The 22051-nt window shown below is 71.8% G+C and carries 19 protein-coding genes and 3 pseudogenes; 18 read left to right on the top strand and 4 right to left on the bottom strand.

Annotated elements, in window-relative coordinates:
• Nucleotides 1–3 precede the first annotated feature (3 nt).
• Together OG698_RS12700 and OG698_RS12695 are read left to right on the top strand one after the other, a co-directional pair.
• On the top strand, nucleotides 4–1023 hold the full coding sequence (locus OG698_RS12700) for a TIGR03842 family LLM class F420-dependent oxidoreductase (protein ID WP_399967892.1): 1020 nt from the start codon (nucleotides 4–6) through the stop codon (nucleotides 1021–1023).
• A 137-nt stretch (nucleotides 1024–1160) separates the two neighbouring features.
• On the top strand, nucleotides 1161–2681 hold the full coding sequence (locus OG698_RS12695; RefSeq protein WP_406103175.1) for an NCS1 family nucleobase:cation symporter-1: 1521 nt from the start codon (nucleotides 1161–1163) through the stop codon (nucleotides 2679–2681).
• Here OG698_RS12695 and OG698_RS12690 read toward each other — a convergent pair.
• Together OG698_RS12690 and OG698_RS12685 are read right to left on the bottom strand one after the other, a co-directional pair.
• Complete coding sequence (locus OG698_RS12690) at nucleotides 2678–3337, bottom strand: hypothetical protein (protein ID WP_406103174.1); 660 nt, start codon at nucleotides 3335–3337, stop codon at nucleotides 2678–2680. The two genes, OG698_RS12695 and OG698_RS12690, sit on opposite strands and share 4 nt — an antisense overlap.
• A 153-nt stretch (nucleotides 3338–3490) precedes the next feature.
• A pseudogene (locus tag OG698_RS12685) lies at nucleotides 3491–4019 on the bottom strand (DNA-binding protein); the annotation flags it as partial.
• Between OG698_RS12685 and OG698_RS12680 the strand changes: the two are divergent.
• Nucleotides 4019–4288: pseudogene (locus OG698_RS12680) on the top strand (response regulator transcription factor); the annotation flags it as partial. The pseudogenes OG698_RS12685 and OG698_RS12680 sit on opposite strands and share 1 nt — an antisense overlap.
• On the opposite strand, the gene OG698_RS12675 reads toward OG698_RS12680, so the two are convergent.
• Nucleotides 4232–5092 (bottom strand): GyrI-like domain-containing protein, encoded by an 861-nt coding sequence (locus tag OG698_RS12675; protein WP_406103173.1) that lies wholly within the window; start codon nucleotides 5090–5092, stop codon nucleotides 4232–4234. The pseudogene OG698_RS12680 and the gene OG698_RS12675 sit on opposite strands and share 57 nt — an antisense overlap.
• A 247-nt stretch (nucleotides 5093–5339) precedes the next feature.
• Here OG698_RS12675 and OG698_RS12670 point away from each other — a divergent pair, with 247 nt between their 5' ends.
• The 11 genes from OG698_RS12670 to OG698_RS12620 all read left to right on the top strand — a co-directional run bounded on the left by OG698_RS12670 (nucleotide 5340) and on the right by OG698_RS12620 (nucleotide 17914).
• Entirely contained in the window at nucleotides 5340–6989 is a 1650-nt protein-coding gene (locus OG698_RS12670) for an ABC transporter substrate-binding protein (protein ID WP_406103172.1), read from the top strand.
• 56 nt (nucleotides 6990–7045) lie between these two features.
• Nucleotides 7046–7999, top strand: coding sequence for an ABC transporter permease (locus tag OG698_RS12665; RefSeq protein ID WP_100591799.1), 954 nt, complete (start codon nucleotides 7046–7048; stop codon nucleotides 7997–7999).
• 14 nt (nucleotides 8000–8013) lie between these two features.
• Nucleotides 8014–8874 carry an ABC transporter permease gene (locus OG698_RS12660; protein WP_406111011.1) on the top strand — a complete coding sequence of 287 codons (861 nt, stop codon included), beginning with the start codon at nucleotides 8014–8016 and terminating at the stop codon, nucleotides 8872–8874.
• Nucleotides 8871–9896 carry an ABC transporter ATP-binding protein gene (locus OG698_RS12655; RefSeq protein WP_406103171.1) on the top strand — a complete coding sequence of 342 codons (1026 nt, stop codon included), beginning with the start codon at nucleotides 8871–8873 and terminating at the stop codon, nucleotides 9894–9896. The genes OG698_RS12660 and OG698_RS12655 overlap by 4 nt, the downstream gene beginning before the upstream one ends.
• The gene (locus OG698_RS12650; RefSeq protein ID WP_406103170.1) at nucleotides 9893–10939 is read left to right on the top strand and encodes an ABC transporter ATP-binding protein; all 1047 of its coding nucleotides are present in this window, start codon (nucleotides 9893–9895) and stop codon (nucleotides 10937–10939) included. The genes OG698_RS12655 and OG698_RS12650 overlap by 4 nt, the downstream gene beginning before the upstream one ends.
• Before the next feature lie 19 nt (nucleotides 10940–10958).
• Complete coding sequence (locus OG698_RS12645; RefSeq protein WP_399967904.1) at nucleotides 10959–12794, top strand: gamma-glutamyltransferase family protein; 1836 nt, start codon at nucleotides 10959–10961, stop codon at nucleotides 12792–12794.
• Nucleotides 12795–12914: 120 nt separating this feature from the next.
• Nucleotides 12915–13766, top strand: coding sequence for an inositol monophosphatase family protein (locus OG698_RS12640; protein ID WP_384248481.1), 852 nt, complete (start codon nucleotides 12915–12917; stop codon nucleotides 13764–13766).
• 169 nt (nucleotides 13767–13935) lie between these two features.
• Nucleotides 13936–15345 (top strand): phytoene desaturase family protein, encoded by a 1410-nt coding sequence (locus tag OG698_RS12635; protein WP_406111009.1) that lies wholly within the window; start codon nucleotides 13936–13938, stop codon nucleotides 15343–15345.
• Nucleotides 15342–15857 (top strand): O-acetyl-ADP-ribose deacetylase, encoded by a 516-nt coding sequence (locus OG698_RS12630; RefSeq protein WP_406103169.1) that lies wholly within the window; start codon nucleotides 15342–15344, stop codon nucleotides 15855–15857. The genes OG698_RS12635 and OG698_RS12630 overlap by 4 nt, the downstream gene beginning before the upstream one ends.
• Before the next feature lie 88 nt (nucleotides 15858–15945).
• On the top strand, nucleotides 15946–17412 hold the full coding sequence (locus tag OG698_RS12625) for an AlkA N-terminal domain-containing protein (protein WP_406103168.1): 1467 nt from the start codon (nucleotides 15946–15948) through the stop codon (nucleotides 17410–17412).
• A 13-nt stretch (nucleotides 17413–17425) separates the two neighbouring features.
• On the top strand, nucleotides 17426–17914 hold the full coding sequence (locus OG698_RS12620; protein WP_406103167.1) for a methylated-DNA--[protein]-cysteine S-methyltransferase: 489 nt from the start codon (nucleotides 17426–17428) through the stop codon (nucleotides 17912–17914).
• A gap of 23 nt (nucleotides 17915–17937) precedes the next feature.
• On the opposite strand, the pseudogene OG698_RS12615 reads toward OG698_RS12620, so the two are convergent.
• Nucleotides 17938–18291 (bottom strand): annotated as a pseudogene (locus tag OG698_RS12615) (SIR2 family NAD-dependent protein deacylase); the annotation flags it as partial.
• Between the two features lie 113 nt (nucleotides 18292–18404).
• Here OG698_RS12615 and OG698_RS12610 point away from each other — a divergent pair.
• The 4 genes from OG698_RS12610 to OG698_RS12595 all read left to right on the top strand — a co-directional run bounded on the left by OG698_RS12610 (nucleotide 18405) and on the right by OG698_RS12595 (nucleotide 22023).
• Nucleotides 18405–19043: a hypothetical protein gene (locus OG698_RS12610; RefSeq protein WP_406103166.1), complete on the top strand. Its 639-nt coding sequence runs from the start codon at nucleotides 18405–18407 to the stop codon at nucleotides 19041–19043.
• Nucleotides 19044–19154: 111 nt separating this feature from the next.
• Nucleotides 19155–19379, top strand: a complete 225-nt coding sequence (locus OG698_RS12605; protein ID WP_406111007.1) for a ferredoxin — start codon at nucleotides 19155–19157, stop codon at nucleotides 19377–19379.
• The gene (locus OG698_RS12600) at nucleotides 19336–20760 is read left to right on the top strand and encodes an NAD(P)/FAD-dependent oxidoreductase (protein WP_406103165.1); all 1425 of its coding nucleotides are present in this window, start codon (nucleotides 19336–19338) and stop codon (nucleotides 20758–20760) included. The genes OG698_RS12605 and OG698_RS12600 overlap by 44 nt, the downstream gene beginning before the upstream one ends.
• Before the next feature lie 24 nt (nucleotides 20761–20784).
• Complete coding sequence (locus OG698_RS12595; RefSeq protein ID WP_406103164.1) at nucleotides 20785–22023, top strand: cytochrome P450; 1239 nt, start codon at nucleotides 20785–20787, stop codon at nucleotides 22021–22023.
• Nucleotides 22024–22051 lie beyond the last annotated feature (28 nt).

The following is a 22051-nucleotide window of genomic DNA, read 5'->3' as shown; positions in this document are numbered from 1 at the left end:
CCCATGGACTTCGGACTCGTCCTCCAGACCGACCCCCCGGCCTCCGGCGTCGTCTCCCTCATGCAGCGCGCCGAGCGCGAGGGCTTCACCCACGGGTGGACCTTCGACTCGGCCGTGCTGTGGCAGGAACCCTTCGTCATCTACAGCCGGATCCTGGCCGAGACGTCGCACCTGACCGTCGGCCCGATGGTCACCAACCCGGGCACCCGCACCTGGGAGGTCACCGCCTCCACCTTCGCCACCCTCAACGACATGTACGGCAACCGCACCATCTGCGGCATCGGCCGCGGCGACTCCGCGATGCGCGTCGCCGGACGCAAGCCCAACACGCTCGCCCGGATCAGCGAGGCCATGAAGGTCATCAGGGCGCTCGGCCGCGGCGACGAGGCCGACCTCGGCGGGACGGTCGTCCGCTTCCCGTGGGTGCGGGACGGTGCCCGACTGCCGGTCTGGATGGCCGCGTACGGGCCCAAGGCCCTGAAGATGGCCGGCGAGGAGGCCGACGGGTTCATCCTCCAGCTCGCCGACCCGTATCTGACCCAGTACATGATCAAGGCCGTGCGGGACGCGGCCGCCGGCGCGGGCCGCGACCCGTCCGAGGTGAAGATCTGTGTGGCGGCGCCCGCGTACGTCACCGCCGACGACTCGCCAGAGGCCCTCGCCCACGCGCGCGAGGAGTGCCGCTGGTTCGGCGGCATGGTCGGCAACCACGTCGCCGACCTCGTCACCAAGTACGGCGAGCACTCCTCGATGGTCCCCGACGAACTCACCGACTACATCAAGGCCCGCCAGGGCTACGACTACGCCCACCACGGCAGGACCGGGAACCCCGACACGGCGTTCGTACCGGACGAGATCGTCGACCGGTTCTGCCTCATCGGCACCGCACAGGACCACGTCGAGAAGCTGCGTGCCCTGCGGGAGCTCGGCGTCGACCAGTTCGCCCTCTACGCCATGCACGACGCGAAGGAGGAGGTGATCGACGCGTACGGGGAGCACGTGATTCCGGCGGTGAACGCCTGAGGCGTGGTGAACGCCTGAGCCCCACCTCCGTACACCCCCGGTCCCTCCCCGCCAGGGTCCCCACCGCCCGCACCCGCACGGCCCGTTCGCACCTCCCCGCTGTCCGAGCCCCCGGCTCCCGAACGAATGGCCTGCTCATGACCGACACCGCGCCACCCACGCTGCCCGCGGGCGGCGGCATCGACCTCAGCGCCGACGCCTACCCCTCCGACAGCCGCTACGCCAACGACGACCTGCGCCCCGTCCCCCTCGCCGAACGCCGCTGGACCACCTACAACTTCGTGGCCCTGTGGATCGGCATGGCCCACTGCATCCCGTCCTGGACCCTCGCGTCCGGCCTCGTCGCGCTCGGCATGGACTGGAAGCAGGCCGTCCTCACCATCGGGCTCGCCAACGTCATCGTGCTCCTGCCGATGCTGCTCACCGGGCACGCGGGACCCAAGTACGGCATACCCTTCCCCGTCCTCGCCCGCGCCTCGTTCGGCCTGCGCGGCGCCAACCTGCCCGCGCTGATCCGGGCGGCGGTGGCCTGCTGCTGGTTCGGCATCCAGACGTGGATCGGCGGGCAGGGCGTGTTCGTCCTGCTCGGGAAGGTCTTCGGCGGCTGGGCCGACGTCTCGCACGTCGGCGGCTACCCGTGGACCCTGTGGCTCTGTTTCGTCCTCTTCTGGGTCCTCGAACTCGCCATCATCTACCGGGGCATGGACACCCTGCGCCGCTTCGAGAACTGGGCGGCGCCGTTCGTCCTCGTCGGCGCCGTCGTCCTGCTCGTGTGGATCGCGAACAAGGCGGGCGGCTTCGGCCCGCTCCTCGACGAGCCGTCCAAGGTCGGCTGGGGATCCGACTTCTGGAAGATCTTCTTCCCCGGCCTGATGGGCATGATCGGCTTCTGGAGCACGCTCAGTCTCAACATCCCGGACTTCACGCGCTTCGGCAAAGGACAGCGCGCCCAGGTCTGGGGCCAGACCCTCGGCCTGCCCACGACCATGACCTTCTTCGCCCTGATGTCCGTCCTGGTGACGTCCGGGTCCGAGAAGGTCTACGGCGCCGCGATCTGGGACCCGGTCGCGCTGGCCGGCAAGACCGACAACGTCTTCGGGCTGCTGTTCGCGCTCATCACGGTCTTTGTCGCGACCATCTCCGTGAACATCGCGGCGAACGTCGTGTCACCCGCGTACGACCTGGCGAACCTCGCGCCCAAGCTCATCAACTTCCGCACCGGCGCGCTGATCACCGGTGTCATCGGCGTCCTGGTCATGCCGTGGAAGCTGACCTCCACGCCCGAGCTGTACATCTTCACCTGGCTCGGCGTCGTCGGCGGACTGCTCGGCACCGTCGCCGGCATCCTGATCGCCGACTACTGGATCATCCGCCGCACGGTGCTCCACCTGGCCGACCTGTATCTGGCGAACGGCCGCTACTGGTACTCGGGCGGCTGGAACTGGAACGCGGTGATCGCCTTCGCCGTGGGCGGTGTCCTCGCCGTCGGCGGCTCGTACTCGACGGTCGACGCGCAGGGCTCCAAGCAGGGACCGTTCCCGGTGGACGGCCTCATCCCGTTCCTCAAGCCGCTCGCGGACTACGGCTGGGCGGTCGGGCTCGGATCCTCGCTGATCCTTTACGTGGCCCTGACCAAGGCGCGTGGGGTCCGGATCTAACCGGTCGGGCTTGTTCTGCCGGTCAGCTTTGCCACCGCGTCCCCGGCCGCCTTCAGGGCGCCCTTGTAGATGCCGTCCGTCGGGGGCGCGCCGTGGGACTCGAAGTCGCTGCCGTTGTAGGTGACGGTCACCAGGGCGTTGCCGGCCCTGACCGTCACCACCGCCTCGCGGGTGTTCTGCTTGTCGTGCGAGGTGAGGGCGACCGCGATCCTGGCCTCGTCCCCGAGGCCGGGCGCCGTGTCGCCCTTGCCTCGCGCGGTGAAGGCGGTGTCCGCCGCGGCGGCCGACTCCTTGATCTCGAAGGAGACGTCGAGCCAGCGGTAGTCGTAGTCCTTGAGCGCGCTCCACGAGCAGCCGCGGCGCAGCGAACGGTCGGCGGCGGCGAGTTCCTTGCCGGCCGAATCGGCCTTCGGCACCAGCTCCGCGACCGTCTTCGCCGTGACGGCGGAGCACGGCTCGGGCGGCTTGTCGTAGGCACGGCTGGTCGCGGGCGCCGCCGACTGCGCGGCACGCTTCGTCGAGGGCTGCGGGGCAGCGGCGGGCTGCCGGGACGGATCCGCCATCGGGCCCGAGGTCCAGGCCCAACCGGCGCACGCGAGAACCGCGACCGGCAGGACCCGCACGGTCAGCGCGAGGGGGAGAGGGAGAGAACGCACGGCGTACGCCCCTTGTGCGAGGGGGAGGGGACGCCAGTGTCACACGAGTTGCCCCGGGACAACACTGCCCCCTTGCCCCTCATGCGCACCATGCGCAGTTCAGTGCGTCCGCATCAGCGGGCCTTCACCCCAAAGAGGCCTCCGCGTACGCGGTCAGGGCCTCTTCATGAGGGCGGGCAGGGGCAGGGCGGACTCGATGCGGTCGATCGCGGCGAAGGCGCCGTACGCGATCAGTTGCACCAGGCAGTGATCGGTGAAGGGCGGCTTCAGCCAGGCCGCCACGTCTTTGTCCGTGGTACGGGGTGACGGCGGCCGGCACCGCGAGGCGCGCCCCGGGCCGCCGGTCGCGGTCGGGCAGCTCGTCCCGGGCGAGCGGCGGATGCGAGCCGTCCCAAGCGGCGAGGGCCTCCTCGACCAGGGCCAGGTCGACGTCGTCGAGCGTCCCGCGCCTGCAGAGGCGGCGTCGCACAGCGCGGCGTATGCCGGGCCCACGGTCGTGCCGGCCGCCCAGGCGGGGGGCCCGGCCCCGGATCGTCGAGCAGGGCGAGGTTCGCGCCCGGCGCGTGGTCCCGGCGCACCGTCCGCGCCAGGCTCCGGCCCCCGAGGCTGCGCACGGGGGCGCAGGCGCTGGGGCGTTGCCGGGCAGCAGGTTCTCGGTGAGCAGAGCGGACACGACGCGGTCGTTGGGAACGCGAGGTGACCGCGCTCGCGGCGCGCGGCCTGACGAACGAGGGGATCGCCGCGCCCATGGTCGTCAGTCCGTTCACGGCCAAGACCCACGTCAGCCGCGCGATGACGAAGCTCGGTGCCCGCGACCGGGCCCGACTCGTCGTGTTCGCCTACGAGTCGGGCCCGGTCACGGCACGTACACAGTGGCGCGCGGGGTGCCTCAACTCACTCCCGCTCGACCGGGATCCACAGTTGCGCGTCCGCCAGTGCCGCGTCGGGTGACAGGCGTGTGCTGAGGATCTCGGGGCCCGGCCTGCTCCGGTACGGGTTGGACGGGAACCACTGCGTGAACACGTCCCGCCACAGGTGCTGCAGGGTCTGCGGGAACGGGCCCGAGCTGTCGAAGACGGCCCAGGTGCCCGCCGGGACCGTGAGGGTGTCCAGGTCGTCAGGGCCTGCGGCGGAGGCCACCGCCGCGTGGTAGTAGTCGAGTTCGGTACCCTCCGCGCGGCTCGGGTCGAGGTCGTCGCTCACCGAGACGATCCCCTCGGGCTCCTGGTCGGACAGTGACTCGATCCGGCGCACCGTCTCCTTGTCGATGCCCCGGATGAAGTCGGCGATCGCCGGATTCATGCCCTCGTGGACGAGGGGGACCCGCGCCTTCCTGCCGACCACGTGGAACTCGGGCTTCTCCATCACTCGGTATCGCATGGTGCTGCTCCCTTCGACGATGAGCCGGAAGGACATCCGGGGCTGGGACCACAGGGCCGCACCGGTCCGCCTGGCCTCGCCGGGGCCCACTCCGTGCAGCCCCCGGAAGGCCCGCGCGAACGCCTCGCCCGAGCCGTAGCCGTAGCGCACGGCGATCTCGAGGAGCGTCGGCTCCCCGGCGAGCACCTCCGCGCCCGCGACGGTCAGCCGCCTGCGCCGGATGTACTCGGAGAGCGGCAGTCCCGCGAGCGCGGAGAACATCCGCCGGAAGTGGTACTCCGACGTCGCCGCGATCCGGGCCAGATCGGCGATGTCGATGCGCCGGTCGAGGTGGCGCTCGATGTGGTCCATGGCCTCGTTGAGCCGGTCAAGCACCCCGGGCTCCTTCCTGTTGACCTCGCTCACGCTAGGGAGGACCCATGGTCGCGGACCCGACATCCTGTGCCCGTTCCGGTCGGGCGTGCCCGTTCCGGCCGGTTGGGGTCTTGTGACCTTCTTTGTCGGGGCCGGTTATTCAATCTTCATCAAATGTGTTCCGCCATGCGGACAACCCTCTTGCCTGTGAACTGTATGCGAAATACGTTCTGCGGTATTCCTTGATCACACACGGATCATCCACAGGATGTCCCGCACACTCGTCCCCTGGCGGAGGTATCTCCTCGTGCGCCGAACAGCGGTTGCCGTCACGGCAGTTGCCCTGGTGTTGTCCACAACGGCGGGCTGCGGCTCCCTCCAGTCCTCGGCCACCGAGGTCGGCGGGGAGCGCATGACCGACGACCGGCCCGTAAGGGACGGCGGCACCCTCACCGTCGCCCTCAACGCGGACCCGGACAAACTCGACCCCTCGCTCGCCCAGACCCTCGTAGGCCGCACGGTCTTCGCCGGGATGTGCGAGAAGCTCTACGACGTCGACGAGGCGGGCAAGGTCGTCCCGCAGCTCGCCACCGCTCTGCCGAAGACCTCGGCGGACGGCCGCACCGTCACCTTCTCCGTCCGCAAGGGCCTGAAGTTCAGCGACGGCACCTCGCTCGACGCGGCCGCCGTCGTCACCTCGCTGCTGCGCCACCGCGACCTGCCGGGATCGGCCCGCGCCACCGAACTCACCCCGCTCAAGGACGCCGAGGCCACCGGCGCGTACTCCGTGAAGCTCACCCTCAAGCAGGCCTACGTCCCGCTCACCGCGGTGCTCGCCGACCGCTCCGGCATGGTGATGTCCCCGGCCGCGCTCAAGAAGTACGGCAAGAACTTCACGAATCACCCCTCCTGTGTCGGCCCGTTCAAGTTCGTCGAGCGCGTCGGCGGCGACCGCATCGTGCTCGCCAAGGACCCGAACTACTACGACGCGCGCGACGTCCACCTCGACAAGGTGATCTACAAGCCGATCCCCGACGGCAGCGTCCGCCTCGCCAACCTGCGCTCCGGAGACGTCCAGATCGGCGACCAGATGGCCCCGGTCGACGTGAAGAGCGCGCTCACCGAGCCCAAGCTCCAGCTGTTCAACTCGCCCTCGCTCGGGTACCAGGGCATCGGGCTCAACGTCGGCAACGTCAAGGGTCTCGGCGAGAAGCCCGGCAAGCTCGACACCCCCCTCGCCCGCGACGTGCGCGTCCGGGAGGCTTTCGAGCTGTCCATCGACCGCGACCTGATCAACAAGGTCGTCTTCCAGGGCATGTACGAGCCCGCCTGCGGGCCCGTCTCGCCCGAATCCGCCATCGCGCCCGGCGTCGCGGCCTCCGCCTGCCCCAAGCGCGATGTCGCCAAGGCGAAGCGGCTGCTCAAGGCGGCGGGCGTGAAGACGCCGCTCAGGATCGAACTCAAGACGTCCACGACGCCCGAGAACAGCCGTCTCGGCCAGGTAGTCCAGGCCATGGCCAAGGAGGCCGGCTTCGCCGTCTCCCTGCGCCCCACCGAGTACGCGACGATGCTCGAGGAGACCGACTCCGGTCACTACGACGCCTTCACCAGCGGCTGGTCCGGGCGCCTCGACCCCGACGGCAACATCGCCAGCTTCCTGCAGACGAAGGGTGCCATGAACGCCTACGGCTTCTCGGACGACGAGACCGACGCCCTGATCGAGCGCGGCCGTACCGAGGCCGACCCCGCCGAACGCGCCAAGACATACGGCAAGTTGACCCGCCGCGCGAACGACGCCCACGCGCTCATCTACCTCTACCGCCAGAAGAACTACGTCGTCGCAGGGAAGGACGTCGCGGGCGTCCGCGTCTACGGCGACGGCCTGGTCCGCGTGAAGGATGCGGGGTACACCAAGTGACGACCAGCCAAATAGCCCTGCCGAAGGGGCGGTCCGCCCTCTTCGCGGGCCATCCGATGGCCGCGTACGTGCTGACCCGTGTACGTCAGTCCGTCATCACCCTCTTCCTCGTCTCGATCGTCGTCTTCGCGGGGATCCGCGCCCTGCCCGGCGACCCGGCCCTCGCCCTCGCCGGCGAGGAGCGCAGCCCCGCCGCGCTCGCCGCGATCCGCGCCGAGTACGGGCTCGACGACAACATCGTCATCCAGTACGGCCGCTTCATCGGGCACGCCCTCACCGGCGACCTCGGCACCTCGTCACGCACCGGCCTGCCGGTGTCCGACGCCATCGGCCAGGCCCTGCCCGTCACTCTCGAACTGGCCGCGCTCTCGCTCCTGCTGGCGGTCGTCCTCGGTATCGGCGCGGGCATCGTCGCCGCCGTACGCCGCGGCAGGCCCGCCGAGTGGATCGCCAACGGCCTCGCCCTGCTCGGCCTCTCGGTCCCCACCTTCTGGCTCGGCATGGTCCTGGTCCTCGCCTTCGCCATCGCCGTCCCGGTCTTCGCCGCCTCCGGATACGTCCCCTTCGGCACCGACCCGCTCGACAACCTGCGCCGCATGGTGCTGCCCGCGATCGTTCTCGGCTCCGGGCTCGCCGCCGTCGTCATGCGGCAGACCAGGGCCGCGATGCTCGACTCCCTCTCCGCCGACTACGTGCGCACCGCCCGCGCCAAGGGCCTGTCGCGCCGCGAGGTCATCGGCGGTCACGCGCTGAGGAACTCCCTGGTCACCGTGGTGACCGTGCTCGGACTCCAGCTCGGCCACCTCATCTCCGGCGCTGTCGTCACCGAGCAGATCTTCGTCCTGCCCGGCTTCGGCAAGCTCACCATCGACGCCGTCTTCACCCGCGACTACGCGACCCTCCAGGGCGTGGTGCTGTGCACCTCCGCCGCCTACATCCTCATCAACCTGCTGGTCGACGTCGCGTACTCGGTCATCGACCCGCGAATCCGGCTCGGAGGCGCCAAGTGACCACGGCCCTTTCCCTGACAGCTGTACGTTCGCGCGCCGCGGGCAGCGTCAAGCTGCGCGCCCTGCGCAAGAACCGGCTCGCGATGACCGGCGGCGTCATCGCCGGCGTCTTCGTCCTGGCCGCGCTCTTCGCGCCGCTGATCGCCCCGTACGACCCCGCGCAGCCCGACTTCGGCAACGTGCTCGCCGCGCCCGACTGGTCGCACTGGCTCGGCACCGACGACCTCGGCCGCGACCAGCTGTCCCGCGTCGTCTTCGGCGCCCGCGCGTCCATGCAGGTCGGCGTCCTCGCCGTGATCCTCGCGTTCGTCGTCGGCGTCCCCCTCGGACTGCTCGCCGGCTACTACGGCAAGCTCGCCGACAGCGTCGTCTCGCGCGTCACCGACACGATGCTCGCGTTCCCCTTCCTGGTCCTGGCCGTCGGTCTCGCCGCGGTGCTCGGCCCGTCCCTCACCAACGCGACCATCGCGATCGGCATCTCGCAGATCCCGGCCGTCATCCGCATCACCCGCGCGGAGACCCTGCGGCTCAAGCACGTCGACTATGTCGCCGCGGCCGTCGCCAACGGGGGAGGGGACGCCACCGTCCTGTTCCGCCACGTCCTGCCCAACGCGACCTCGGCTCTCGTCGTCCAGGCCACCGTCGGCATCCCCGCCGCGATCATCGGCGAGGCCCTGCTCAGCTTCCTCGGCCTGGGCGTCCAGCCGCCCGAGCCGTCCCTCGGCGTGATGCTGTCGTCCGCCCAGTCCTTCCTCGCGCCCGCGCCCTGGATGGCGGTCTTCCCCGGCCTTGCCGTCGTCGCCGCGACCCTGGCGTTCAACCTGCTCGGCGACGGCCTGCGCGACGTCCTCGACCCCCGTGGAGCGACCCGATGAGCCCCGACCCCGTGCTGAGTGTCCGCGACCTCTCGGTGTCCTTCCGTTCGGACACCCGCACCGTCCACGCCGTCGACCACGTCTCGTACGACCTCGCGGCCGGCGAAGTCCTCGCCGTGGTGGGCGAGTCGGGCTGCGGCAAGTCCGTCACCTCCATGGCCGTCATGGGCCTGCTCCCGCCCACCGCGCACATCACCGGTTCGATCAGGCTCGGGACACGCGAACTCGCGGGCGGCGACGACAAGGCGTACGGGAAGATCCGCGGCAAGGACATCGCGATGATCTTCCAGGAGCCGATGACCTCCCTGAACCCGGTGCTCACCATCGGCCGGCAGATCGGTGAAGTGCTGCGCCGGCACCAAGGGCTGAGCAAGAAGGAGGCACGCGCGCGTGCCGTCGAACTCCTGGACCTCGTGGGCATCCCCGCCCCGGCCCAGCGCGTCGACGAGTACCCGCACCAGCTCTCAGGCGGTATGCGCCAGCGCGTGATGATCGCCATCGCGGTCGCCTGCGACCCGGCCGTCCTCATCGCCGACGAGCCGACCACCGCCCTCGACGTCACCGTGCAGGCGGGCATCCTCGAGGTTCTCCAGTCGCTGCGTGAACGCCTCGGCACGGCGATCGTCCTCATCACGCACGACCTCGGCGTCGTCGCCGACATCGCCGACCGCGTCCTCGTCATGTATGCGGGCCGGCCCGTCGAACAGGCCCCCGTGGACGAGCTGTTCGCGACGCCGCGCCACCCGTACACCCGCGGACTTCTGTCTGCGGTCCTGCGGCCCGGCGCCTCGGCCGCCGCGGACGAGGGCGGCAAGCGGCGCCTGCCCGAGATCCCCGGCCTCGTGCCGAGCCTCCACTCCCAGCCCGACGCCTGCACCTTCGCCCCGCGCTGCGCCCGCGCCGACGACCAGTGCACGACGGCGCGGCCCGGCTTCAAGTCCGTCACCGCCGACGGCGGAGCCGACGCACCGCACCTGACCGCCTGCTGGCACCCGCACACCCTCCAGGAGGCCGCACAGTGAGCACCCCGGTCCTGCAACTCGACGCCCTGGAGCGGCACTTCACCGCATCCGGCGGCACCGTACGCGCCGCCGACGGCGTCACCCTGACCGTCGGCCGCGGCGAAGTCGTCGGCCTCGTCGGCGAGTCCGGCAGCGGCAAGTCCACCGTCGGACGCTGCGCCGTACGCCTCGACGAGCCCACCGGCGGCACCGTACGCATCAACGGCACCGACGTGACGACCATGTCCCGGCGTGCCCTGCGCCCCCTGCGCAAGGACTTCCACCTCGTCTTCCAGGACCCCTCGTCGTCCCTCGACCCGCGCATGACCGTCGGGCAGATCGTCGCCGAGCCGCTGCGGCTGCACGGCATCGCGAAGGGCGAGGCGGCACGCGCGCGCGTGGCGGAACTCCTCGCCCAGGTCGGCCTGCGTCCCGAGCACGCCGACCGGCACCCGCACGAGCTGTCCGGCGGCCAGCGCCAGCGCATCTCCATCGCCCGCGCCCTGTCGGTCGACCCCGCGCTCCTCGTCGCCGACGAGCCGACCTCCGCCCTCGACGTGTCCGTCCAGGCGTCCGTGCTCAACCTGCTCGCCGACCTCCAGCGAGACCGCGGCTTCGGCTGCCTGTTCATCACCCACGACCTCGCCGCCGTCGAGTACCTCGCCGACCGGATCGCGGTCATGTATCTGGGCCAGATCGTCGAACAGGCACCCACCGCCGAGCTGTTCGCCGACCCCAAGCACCCCTACACCCAGGCCCTCCTGTCCGCGGCGCCCGTGCCCGACCCGGTCACCCAGCGCACCCGCGAACGGATCGTCCTCAGCGGCGAACTTCCCAGCCCGCTCGCGCCCCCGCCCGGCTGCCGCTTCCACACGCGCTGCCCGCTCGCCGTCGACCGCTGCCGCACCGAGATCCCGGCCCTGCGCACCCTGGACGGCGGCCGCGAGGTGTCCTGCCACCTCGTAGCCGACGACGGCACCGCCCCCGACGCCGCGACACCCCGAACCGCGGACACCGACGAGTCACTTCGTACGATCCCTCACAGCCGCCCCGCATCCGCCTGACGCCCGAGGAGCACCACCCTTGTTCACCACCCGGCCGACCCTCCAAGGCACCTTCGGCATGGTCTCGTCCACCCACTGGCTCGCCTCCCAGTCGGCCATGGCCGTCCTGGAGAGCGGTGGCAACGCCTACGACGCAGCCGTCGCCGCGGGCTTCGTCCTGCACGTCGTCGAACCGCACCTGAACGGCCCCGCCGGCGAGGTCCCCATCATCCTCGCCCCCGCCGGTGGGGACGTCAGCGTCCTGTGCGGGCAGGGCGTCGCGCCCGCCGGGGCCACCGTCGCCCACTACCGCTCCCTCGGCCTGGACCTCGTCCCCGGCACCGGCCCCCTGGCCGCCGCCGTGCCCGGCGCCTTCGACGCCTGGATGGTCCTCCTGAAGGACCACGGCACCAAGTCCCTGGCCGAGGTGCTGAGTTACGCCATCGGGTACGCCGAGGACGGGCACGCGCCCGTGGAGCGCGTAGGCGAGACCGTCGAGACCGTGCGCGCCCTCTTCGAGGACGAGTGGCCCTCCTCGGCCGAGGTCTACCTCAAGGACGGCGCGTCCCCGAAGCCCGGCGAGCTGTTCCGCAACCCGCAGCTCGCCGCGACGTGGCGGCGCGTGATCGAGGAGGCCGAGGAGAGCGCGGGCGACGATCGCGTCGCGCAGATCGAGGCCGCCCGCGCGATCTGGCGCGAGGGCTTCATCGGCGAGGCCCTCGTCCGGCAGGCCGGCCGGCCCACCATGGACACCAGCGGCACCCACCACACCGGCACGCTCACCGCCGCCGACCTGGCCGGCTGGTCCGCTACCTACGAGGCGCCCGCCACGTACGACTGGAACGGCTGGACCCTGTGCAAGGCCGGCGGCTGGAGCCAGGGCCCCGCCTTCCTCCAGCAGCTCGCCCTGCTCCCCGACGAGCTGCCCGCCTACGGCTCCGCCGAGTACGTCCACCTGCTCATCGAGGGCTGCAAGCTCGCCATGGCCGACCGCGAGGCCTGGTACGGGGACGCCGGTCCCGAGGACGTGCCCGTCGCCGAGCTCCTGTCCGACGAGTACAACGCCGCGCGCCGCGCCCTCGTCGGCGACAAGGCGTCCCACGAGCTGCGGCCGGGCAGCCCGCGCGGCACCGAGCCCCGGATCTCCGCGCACGCGCACGCCGTGGCGGCGGGGGAGGACGGGTTCGACGCCATGGGGATAGCGGGCGCCGGTGCCGGTGAGCCCACCGTCGCCAAGAGCGGTGACCAGGAGGTCGCGGCGGACGGCGCGACCCGCGGCGACACCTGCCACCTCGACATCGTCGACCGCTGGGGCAACATGGTCGCCGCGACGCCCTCCGGCGGCTGGCTCCAGTCGAACCCCGTCGTGCCCGAGCTCGGCTTCCCGCTCGGCACCCGTCTCCAGATGGCCTGGCTGGAGGAGGGCCTGCCGAACTCGCTCACGCCGGGACGCCGTCCCCGTACGACGCTGACGCCCTCGCTCGCCCTGAAGGACGGTGTGCCGGTCCTCGCGTTCGGCACGCCCGGAGGCGACCAGCAGGACCAGTGGCAGGTCCATTTCTTCCTCGCCGTCGCCCTGCGCGCGGCCGTGCGCGGCGGGCTCGACCTCCAGGGCGCCGTCGACGCCCCGAACTGGCACAACGACTCCTTCCCCGGGTCCTTCTACCCGCGCGGCATGCGGCCCGGCAGCGTCACCGTCGAGTCCCGCGTCGGCGAGGACGTCATCGAGGAGCTGCGCCGCCGCGGCCACGACGTGACGGTCGGCGAGCCCTGGTCGGAGGGCCGCCTGTGCGCGGTCGCCCGCGACCCGGAGACCGGCGTCCTGTCGGCCGCGGCCAACCCGCGCGGGATGCAGGGGTACGCCGTCGGCCGCTGACGGATCAGGCGGTGCACGGATCGATGTACCAGGGGTGGGGTTCCGCGGTATTCAACGGGATTCCACCCCTCGTACACCGGGCGGGTACGGGTTGTCAGTGGAGCGTGCTCTCATGGAGGCATGATCGAAGCACAGGAAACGACGGAAAGCATCGACGACTTTCTCGTACACGGGGTCACCGAGGTGGAGCGCGCCGTGCGCGCCGCTGCCGCCGCAGAGGTGATGCCCCGCTTCCGGCAGCTCGCCGAGGGTGACGTCGCCCAGAAGAGCGGCCCGCACGACCTCGTGACCACCGCCGACCGGCTGGCCGAGGAGTATCTGACCCGCGAGCTGAGCGCCCTGCTGCCCGGCTCCGTCGTGGTCGGCGAGGAGGCGGTCCATGCCGACTACGCGGTCTACGACGCGATAGGCGAGGACGCCCCGGTGTGGATCGTCGACCCGGTCGACGGCACCCGCCAGTTCGTCCACGGCGACCCCGGGTTCTGCATGCTCGTCGCGCTGGCCCAGCACGGCACGGTCCTCGCCTCCTGGACGTTCGCACCCGCGCTCGGCGAGTTCGCCGTAGCGGTCCGCGGCAAGGGGGCCTGGCTCAACGGCGAGGCGCTGCACGCCGGTTCGCCCGGTGCGGACGAGCCCATCGACGTGGCGACGTCGCACCCCGACTACACGACGGACGCGCAGAAGCGCGACCTCCTTGGCCTGTGGACCGACGGGGTGCGCCCGCGCCCGTGCGGATCGGCCGGCCTTGAGTATCTGGCCGTCGCCCGCGGCGAGTTGGACGCCACCGCGTTCTCGTGGGAAGCAGCCTGGGACCACGCCGCGGGGCTGCTGCTCGTCGAGGAGGCGGGCGGCACGCACCTGACAAAGGCGGGCGAGCCCTTCCGGATCACCGGGGGGAACGCACTGCCGTTCACGGCGGCCCGGGACAAGGCCACCGCCCGGCGCGTGGTGGACCTGCTCGGCGGCGAGTGACCCGGCGGCCGGGCCCCCTGGCGGGGCCCGCGCCCATGACCTGCGACGACCCTCGGCGCACCTTCGCGCAGCCCGTCCGGGAACGCCCCGCGCCCCGGCTCTGTCAGCCCTGCGGCATATCCTGTCGGCCAGTGGCCTCGGCTGACAAAGGAGTCCGAAGGTGCCGTCGATGCTCGATGCCGTCGTGGTGGGTGCGGGACCGAACGGACTGACCGCTGCCGTGGAGCTGGCCCGCCGAGGCCTCTCCGTGGCCGTCTTCGAGGCCAGGGACACCGTCGGCGGGGGCGCGCGCACCGAGGAGCTCACCCTCCCCGGATTCCGCCACGACCCGTGCTCGGCCGCTCACCCTCTGGGGATCAACTCGCCCGCGTTCAGGGACATGCCGCTGGACCGGTACGGCCTGGAGTGGCTGCACGCCGAGCTCCCCATGGCGCACCCCTTCCCCGACGGCAGCGCGGCCGTGCTGTCACGCTCCGTCGCCGAGACGGCCGCCTCGTTCGGGCCGCACGACGCGGGCACCTACCGCCGTCTTGTCGCGCCCCTCCTGCCCAAGTGGGACGCGCTTGTACGGGACTTCATGGCGCTGCCGCTCACATCCCTGCCGCGCGACCCGCTCACCCTGGCCCGCTTCGGGCTCACGGGGCTCCCGCCGTCCACCTGGCTGATGCGCCGCTTCCGCGACGACCGGGCGCGCGCCCTGTTCTCCGGCCTCGTCGCCCACGCCATCGCCCCGCTCGGCGGCCTCGGCACGGGAGCCGTCGGCCTCGTCTTCGCACTCGCCGGCCACGCGCGCGGCTGGCCCGTCGCCCGCGGCGGCTCACAGTCGATCTCCGACGCGCTCGCCGCGTACCTCAAGGACCTCGGCGGAGCCGTCCACACGAACTACGAGATCAAGCGCCTCGACGACCTGCCGCCCGCCCGCGCCTACATCTTCGACACCTCGCCCACGGCGCTCGCCCGCATCGCCGGGCTCGGCAGCTACTACGAGCGCTTCCGGTACGGCGCGAGCGTCTTCAAGCTCGACTACGCGCTCGACGGACCCGTGCCGTGGACCGCGAAGGAGGCGAGGAACGCGGGCACCGTCCAGGTCGGGCCCGGCAGCCGTGACATCGCGGCGGCCCTGCGCGCCGCGTCCCGCGAGGGCCGCGCCCCGGACAAGCCCTTCCTCATCACGGTCCAGCCCAGCGTCATGGACCCCTCCAGGGCCCCGGCGGGCAAGCACGTCTTCTGGGCGTACGGGCATGTCCCGAGCGGCTGGGACGGCGACCTCACCGACGCCGTCGAGCGACAGCTGGAGCGCTTCGCGCCCGGGTTCCGCGACCGGATCCTGGCGCGGGCCACGGCCGGACCGCCCGAGCTGGCCGCGCGGAACGCGAACTATGTGGGCGGTGACATCGCCTGCGGCGCGGTGAGCGGGCTCCAGCTGCTCCTGCGGCCGAAGCTGTCCCTGTCGCCGTACACGACGCCGCACCCCGCCGTCTTCATCTGCTCGTCCGCGAGCCCGCCGGGGCCGGGCGTCCACGGCATGTCCGGGCACAACGCGGCCAAGGCCGTGTGGAGGAGGATCCGCGCGTCATGACCCGAATCACCCTGGTCAAGGGCGACATCACCGCCGAGACCGCCGACGCCATCGTGAACGCGGCCAATTCCTCGCTGCTCGGGGGCGGCGGGGTCGACGGCGCGATCCACCGGCGCGGCGGCCCCGAGATCCTCGCCGAGTGCCGCAGACTCCGCGCCTCGTACTACGGCAAAGGCCTGGCCACCGGGCAGGCGGTCGCCACGACGGCCGGGAACCTCGACGCCGGGCATGTGATCCACACCGTCGGCCCGGTCTGGTCCGCGTCCCTGGACCGGTCCGAGCTGCTCGCCTCCTGCTACCGCGAGTCGCTGCGCGTGGCGGCCGGGCTCGGTGCCCGGACGGTGGCCTTCCCCGCGATCTCGACCGGGATCTACGGCTGGCCGCTGGACGACGGGGCGCGCATCGCGGTCCGCACGGTGCGGGAGGTCGCAGGGCCGCCGGTCGAAGAGGTGCGGTTCGTCCTCTTCGACGACAGGGCGTACGCGGCCTTCGCCGACGCCCTCGCCGACTGACCGCTCCCCGCCGAGGGGCCGCGCGGCCCGCACGTTGATGTCGGATTCTCGCCAGCCCAGGGCGGCGGCCATCGGCGATGCTTACTGCATGCACACCGATACCGACCGATGCGTCCGGGCCGTCCAGTCCAAGGACGCCCGCTTCGACGGCTGGTTCTTCACCGCCGTCCTGACGACCCGGATCTACTGCAGGCCCAGCTGCCCGGTAGTGCCTCCGAAGCCCGAGAACATGACCTTCCTGCCCAGCGCCGCCGCCTGCCAGCAGGCCGGATTCCGGGCCTGCAAGCGCTGCCGCCCCGACACGAGCCCCGGCTCCCCGGAGTGGAACCAGCGCGCCGACCTGGTCGCCCGCGCCATGCGCCTCATCGGCGACGGCGTCGTCGACCGCGAGGGCGTCCCCGGCCTCGCCGGACGCCTCGGCTACAGCCCCCGCCAGGTCGAGCGCCAGCTCCTCGCCGAGCTGGGCGCGGGCCCGCTCGCCCTGGCCCGCGCCCAGCGCGCCCAGACCGCGCGGATCCTCGTGGAAACGACCGAGCTGCCGATGGCCGACATCGCCTTCGCCGCCGGCTTCTCCTCCATCCGCACCTTCAACGACACGGTCCGCGAGGTCTTCGCCCTCTCCCCGAGCGAGCTGCGCACCCGCGCGCCCAGGAACGGTGCCACGGCACCCGGCGCTATCGCGCTGCGCCTCCCGTTCCGCGCCCCGCTCAACCCCGACAACCTCTTCGGCCACCTCGCCGCGACCGCCGTACCGGGCGTCGAGGAGTGGCGCGACGGTGCGTACCGGCGCACGCTGCGCCTCCCCTACGGGCACGGCATCGTCACCCTCACGCCCGCCCCCGACCACATCGGCTGCCGCCTCGTCCTCACCGACCAGCGCGACCTGACCGTCGCGATCAGCCGCTGCCGCCGCATGCTCGACCTGGACGCCGACCCCGTCGCCGTGGACGAGCAACTGCGCGCGGACCCGCTGCTCGCCCCGCTCGTCGACAAGGCGCCCGGCCGCCGGGTGCCGCGCACCGTCGACGAGCCCGAGTTCGCGGTCCGCGCCGTACTCGGCCAGCAGGTGTCCACGGCCGCCGCCCGCACCCACGCCGCCCGCCTCGTCACCGCGCACGGCGAGCCCGTCGACGACCCCGAGGGCGGCCTCACCCATCTCTTCCCCTCACCGGCGTCGCTGGCGGCCCTCGACCCCGAGGCGCTCGCCCTGCCGCGCAGCCGCCGCACCACCCTGACCACACTGGTGCGCGAGCTCACGGAGGGCACCCTCGTCCTCGGCCCCGAGAGCGACTGGGACGAGGCCCGTGCGCGGCTCATGGCACTGCCCGGCTTCGGGCCCTGGACGGTCGAGGTCATCGCGATGCGCGCCCTCGGCGACCCGGACGCCTTCCTGCCCACCGACCTCGGAATGCGGCGCGCCGCACAGGAGTTGGGGCTGCCCCACACCCCCGCCGCGCTCACCGCGCGCGCCGCATCCTGGCGCCCCTGGCGCGCGTACGCCGTCCAGTACCTGTGGGCCACCGACGACCACCCGATCAACTTCCTCCCCGTGTAAGGGACGTACGACCATGACCGCCAAGCAGCACCACGTCATCGACAGCCCCTACGGGCCGCTCACGCTCGTCGCCACCGACGGCACGCTCAGCGGCCTCTACATGACCGACCAGCGCCACCGCCCCGCCGAGGAGACCTTCGGGGAGCGCGACGGCCGGCCCTTCGGGGCGGCCATCGACCAGCTGGAGGCCTATTTCCAGGGCGAGTTGAAAGAGTTCGACCTGCCGCTGCTCCTCGAAGGCACCCCGTTCCAGCGCAGCGTCTGGGAGCAGCTCCAGCGCATCCCGTACGGGGAGACCCGCACCTACGGGGAGCTCGCCGAGGCCCTCGGCAACGCGAACGCGTCCCGCGCCGTGGGCCTCGCCAACGGCAAGAACCCGGTCGGCGTCATCGTCCCCTGCCACCGCGTCATCGGCGCGAGCGGCGGCCTGACCGGCTACGGCGGCGGCCTGGAACGCAAGCAGCGCCTCCTCGACTTCGAACAGGGCGCGGCGCTGTTCTAGCGGGATCCCTTACGCGGGATCCCTCAGGGGGTCAGCTCGCCGGGAAGCCGCGGAAGCGCCGTCCCGATCGGCTCCCGCACGACCTCGGCGGCCCGGTCGTCGTACGGCGTCGGCTCGGCGTACACGATGACGAGCCGCGCCCCGTCGTCCGCCGCGAGGCGCGCGAGTCCCGCGGCGGGCTGCACCTGGAGGCTGCTGCCGACGGCGAAGAACACCTGGCGCGCCTTGGTGATCGACACCGCCTCGCCCAGCACCACCGGGTCGGGCCGCTCCCCGGTCATCACGGTCGCCGGCTTCAGGATCCCCCCGCACACCGGACAGGCGGGATCGTCCTCGCCCGCCTCGACCCGCGCGACGGCGTCCGTCAGCGCGCCCCGGTACCCATGGCCTGTTTGGCGCATCGCCGTCTTCCTCCCGAGTGACCCCGGTGGCGCGAGCCCTGGATCGCTGGTGTCTGTACGAAGGAGGACCAGGCAGAAAGCGGGAGACCATGGAGCGACAGCACGAGCGCCTCGCGACACCCTGGGCCGCCGGGGTGGCCGGGGTGGTGTTCGCGATCCTGATGGCCGCGGCGATCGTCCTGATGCGCATCGCTCTGCCCGGCGGCAACGGCGGGGGCGATGTAACCGTCGATGCCGGACAGCGCAGCGCGGTGCAGACGGCGCTGGCGCTGCTCCCGTTCGCCGGGATCGCCTTCCTGTGGTTCATGGGCGCCCTGCGCGAGCAGGCCGGCGAGGGTGAGGACCGGTTCGTCTCCACCGTGTTCCTGGGCAGCGGGCTGGTCTTCGTCGCCACCCTGTTCGGCGCTGCCGCGGCAGCGGGAACCGTGCTCGACGAGAGTCAGCAGCACCCTCCTTTCGGCCGGCACTTCGCCTACGCCCTGCTGACCACGTACGCCATGCGGATGGCGGCCGTGTTCATCATCACGACCTCGACCATCGGCCGCCGACTCGGCACCGTCCCGCGCCCGCTCGTCGCCCTCGGCTACCTGGCGGGCCTGACGCTGCTCGTCGTGGGAGCGAACCTGCCCTGGTCCGAACTGGTCTTCCCGGCCTGGGCGTTGCTCGTCAGCCTGAACATCCTGCGGCGTCGGCGTCCCGCCCGGTCACAGCCGGCCACATCGACCTGAGCCGACCACACCGCTCACTCGAACGGTCGCCTTCTCGTCGCCGCATCCCGTCCGGACACCGAGGGTGGTCAAAGGGGGCTGAGCGGGCCGTTGGAGAGGACCGATCCCGTGGTGAGGATTGTCGTCGACCTGAACCGCTGTCAGGGGTATGCGCAGTGCGCGTTCCTCGCGCCCGAGGTCTTCGCCATGCACGGCGAGGAGGCGCTGCTGTACAGGCCGGAGGCCGACGAGGCGCAGCGCGAGAAGCTGGCTCAGGCCGCCGCAGCGTGCCCCGTTCAGGCCATCCTGGTCGATGCGGTGGACGCCCCGGCCGAGGCGGTGTCCGGTGAACGGTGACGGATCCCTGGAACGGCTCAAGCGCCAAGGCCGCATCGTCGTCGTCGGCGCCTCGCTGGCGGGCCTGCGGGCTGCTGAAACCCTGCGTGACAAGGGCTTCGCGGGCTCCCTGACCATCATCGGTGACGAGCCCTACGAGCCGTACGACCGCCCCCCGCTGTCCAAGCAGGTGCTCCTGGGCAAGGCGACCGCCGACCGCACCGCGCTGCCCAGGCGCCGGAACGTCGACGCGACCTGGCGGCTCGGGGTCCCGGCCACCGGCCTGGACATGCCCGCCAAGCGGGTGCGGCTGGCCGACGGCGACGAAGTGCCGTACGACCGGCTGCTGATCGCCACCGGGGTACGGGCGCGACCGTGGCCTCGCGAGGCCGAGGCGGAACTTGACGGCGTCTTCGTGCTGCGGACCCGCGACGACGCAGCCGCGCTCGCACGGCAGCTCGACGAGGGACCCAAGCGGGTCTTCGTCATCGGCGCCGGGTTCACCGGCTCGGAGATCGCCTCCGCCTGCCGCGAACGCGGCCTCCCGGTCACCGTCGCCGAGCGCGCCGCGGCGCCCCTGGTCGGCGCACTCGGCGGGGTGGTCGGTGCGGTCGCCGCCGAACTCCATCACCAGCACGGTGTGGACCTGCGGTGCGGAGTCATGGTGACCGCTCTGGAGGGCGACGCCTCGGGACGTGTGCGTGCCGCGCATCTGTCCGACGGCTCCACCGTGGAGACCGACGTGGTGGTTGTTTCGCTCGGAGCCACCCGCAACACCGGGTGGCTCGCCGGATCCGGACTCGGGGCGGGCCCTCGCGGGATCGCGTGCGATGCCGGCTGCCGCGCGTTCGACATCCGCGGAATCGTGACCGACGACATCTATGTGGCGGGCGACGTCGCCCGCTCCCCGCACGCCTTGTTCGGCTACCAGTTCCTGTCCCTGGAGCACTGGGGCAATGCCGTCGCCCAGGCCGGGATCGCGGCGCACAACATGCTGAGCGAGAGTACCGACCGTCTCCCCCACATGTGGATGCCGGCCTTCTGGTCCTCGCAGTTCGGAGTCAACATCAAGTCGGTCGGGGTGCCGTCGCTGGGGACGGAGATCTTGATCTCCCAGGGTTCGCTCGAGGAGCGCCGGTTCGTCGGCGTCTACGGGTACCAGGGGCGCGTCATCGGTGCGGTCGCCTTCGACCATGGCCGGTGGATGCCGTTCTACCAGGAGTTGATCGAGACCACCGCTCCGTTCCCGCCGCCGTTCCCCACGGTCGACCGGCGCTCGGAAGGACAGCAGCCGATGGACGCGGACTACCCCGACCCGTCGGTCCCCACTCACGGCCCCACCGTGACCCTCAGCGGATACTCGCCGGCCGACCGCCGGATGACGTTCACCCCTGCGCACTGACCCGCACGGCCACGAGGACTCGCCATGACGCAATCCCCCCTGCACCAGATCCTGGACTACGCCAACCGCGCCGATCCGTACCCGATCTACGAAGAGCTGCGGAAGACGCCGGTCCACCACGAAGAGGACGGGCCGTACGTCGTCAGCACCTACTACGAGATCCGCAGCCTCCTGCACGATCCTCGGATCAGTTCCGACGCCCGCAATCTGGCCTCGACCGCCCGCGACCCGCTGGCCGAGTCGTCCCAGGAGGACGAGAGCGCCCTGCCGCCCAGCTTCCTGCGGCTCGACCCTCCGGAACACGACCGGCTGCGACGTATGACGAACCGGCCCTTCGGCCCGCCGCACTCCCCCCACCGGGTCGACGGGATGCGCGGAGAACTCCATGGCATCGTCTCCGGCCTCATCGACGGCATCGGCGATCCGGGCCGGATCGACCTGGTGGACCAGTTCTCCTACCCCTTCCCCGTGACAGTGATCTGCCGACTGCTCGGGATTCCGCGCGAGGACGAGGCGCGCTTCCACACCTGGGCGGACACGATCGCCGCGAGCCTGGACCCCGACCCGGACGCGGATCCCACCGAGCGGGGCAAGACGTCGCACGACGCCCGGATGCAACTGGGCATGTACCTGGCCGGCCTGATCGAGGAGCGCCGCAAGAAGCCCGGGAACGACATGCTCTCCGAGCTGGCGACGGCCAAGGGCGAAGACGGTTCGATGACCACGATGGAACTCCTCAGCACTGCGGCGCTGTTGCTGATCGCGGGCCACGAGACGACCGTCAACCTGATCACCAACGGAATGCTGACCCTGCTGCGCAACCCCGATGTCCTGGAGCGGCTGCGTGCGGATCCACGGCTGGCCGTGCCCATCGTCGAGGAACTGCTGCGCTTCGAGCCGCCCGTACAACTGGTGCCGCAGCGCACCACCCTCGCCGACATCGAGGTCCGGGGCGTCACCGTCCCCAAGGGCGCCTCCCTCTGGCTGGTCCTGGCGTCCGGCAACCGCGACCCTCAGCGCTTCGAGAATCCGGACCGCTTCGACCCGGACCGCGGGAACATCCAGCATCTCGGCCTGGGCAGCGGCATCCACAGCTGTTTCGGCGCACCTCTCGCCCGGCTGGAGGCCCAGTTCGCCCTGTCGGAACTGGCCCGGAGGCTGGAGAACCCACGTCTGCTGGAGGACCCGCCGCCGTACCGGCAGAACGCCGTGCTGCGCGGGCCGCGGCATCTGCCCATCGCTTGCGACGGGATCCGCCCTTAGGGCCTGTCCGGCGGATCAGCTCGGCGTC

This window comes from Streptomyces sp. NBC_01003, assembly GCF_045162695.1.
Classification (GTDB): Bacteria; Actinomycetota; Actinomycetes; order Streptomycetales; family Streptomycetaceae; genus Streptomyces.
Note: the sequence above shows the minus strand (reverse complement) of the source record. Positions and strands in the feature narration are given on the sequence as shown.

Excerpts from the sequence above, each read along its gene's own strand:
- OG698_RS12655 (WP_406103171.1), top strand. The coding sequence starts at position 8,871 with ATGAGCCCCGACCCCGTGCTGAGTGTCCGCGACCTCTCGGTGTCCTTC.
- OG698_RS12700 (WP_399967892.1), top strand. The coding sequence starts at position 4 with ATGGACTTCGGACTCGTCCTCCAGACCGACCCCCCGGCCTCCGGCGTC.
- OG698_RS12595 (WP_406103164.1), top strand. The coding sequence starts at position 20,785 with ATGACGCAATCCCCCCTGCACCAGATCCTGGACTACGCCAACCGCGCC.
- OG698_RS12620 (WP_406103167.1), top strand. The coding sequence starts at position 17,426 with ATGACCGCCAAGCAGCACCACGTCATCGACAGCCCCTACGGGCCGCTC.
- OG698_RS12630 (WP_406103169.1), top strand. The coding sequence starts at position 15,342 with ATGACCCGAATCACCCTGGTCAAGGGCGACATCACCGCCGAGACCGCC.
- OG698_RS12635 (WP_406111009.1), top strand. The coding sequence starts at position 13,936 with ATGCTCGATGCCGTCGTGGTGGGTGCGGGACCGAACGGACTGACCGCT.
- OG698_RS12640 (WP_384248481.1), top strand. The coding sequence starts at position 12,915 with ATGATCGAAGCACAGGAAACGACGGAAAGCATCGACGACTTTCTCGTA.
- OG698_RS12625 (WP_406103168.1), top strand. The coding sequence starts at position 15,946 with ATGCACACCGATACCGACCGATGCGTCCGGGCCGTCCAGTCCAAGGAC.
- OG698_RS12695 (WP_406103175.1), top strand. The coding sequence starts at position 1,161 with ATGACCGACACCGCGCCACCCACGCTGCCCGCGGGCGGCGGCATCGAC.
- OG698_RS12600 (WP_406103165.1), top strand. The coding sequence starts at position 19,336 with ATGCGGTGGACGCCCCGGCCGAGGCGGTGTCCGGTGAACGGTGACGGA.
- OG698_RS12665 (WP_100591799.1), top strand. The coding sequence starts at position 7,046 with ATGGCCGCGTACGTGCTGACCCGTGTACGTCAGTCCGTCATCACCCTC.
- OG698_RS12670 (WP_406103172.1), top strand. The coding sequence starts at position 5,340 with ATGTCCCGCACACTCGTCCCCTGGCGGAGGTATCTCCTCGTGCGCCGA.
- OG698_RS12610 (WP_406103166.1), top strand. The coding sequence starts at position 18,405 with ATGGAGCGACAGCACGAGCGCCTCGCGACACCCTGGGCCGCCGGGGTG.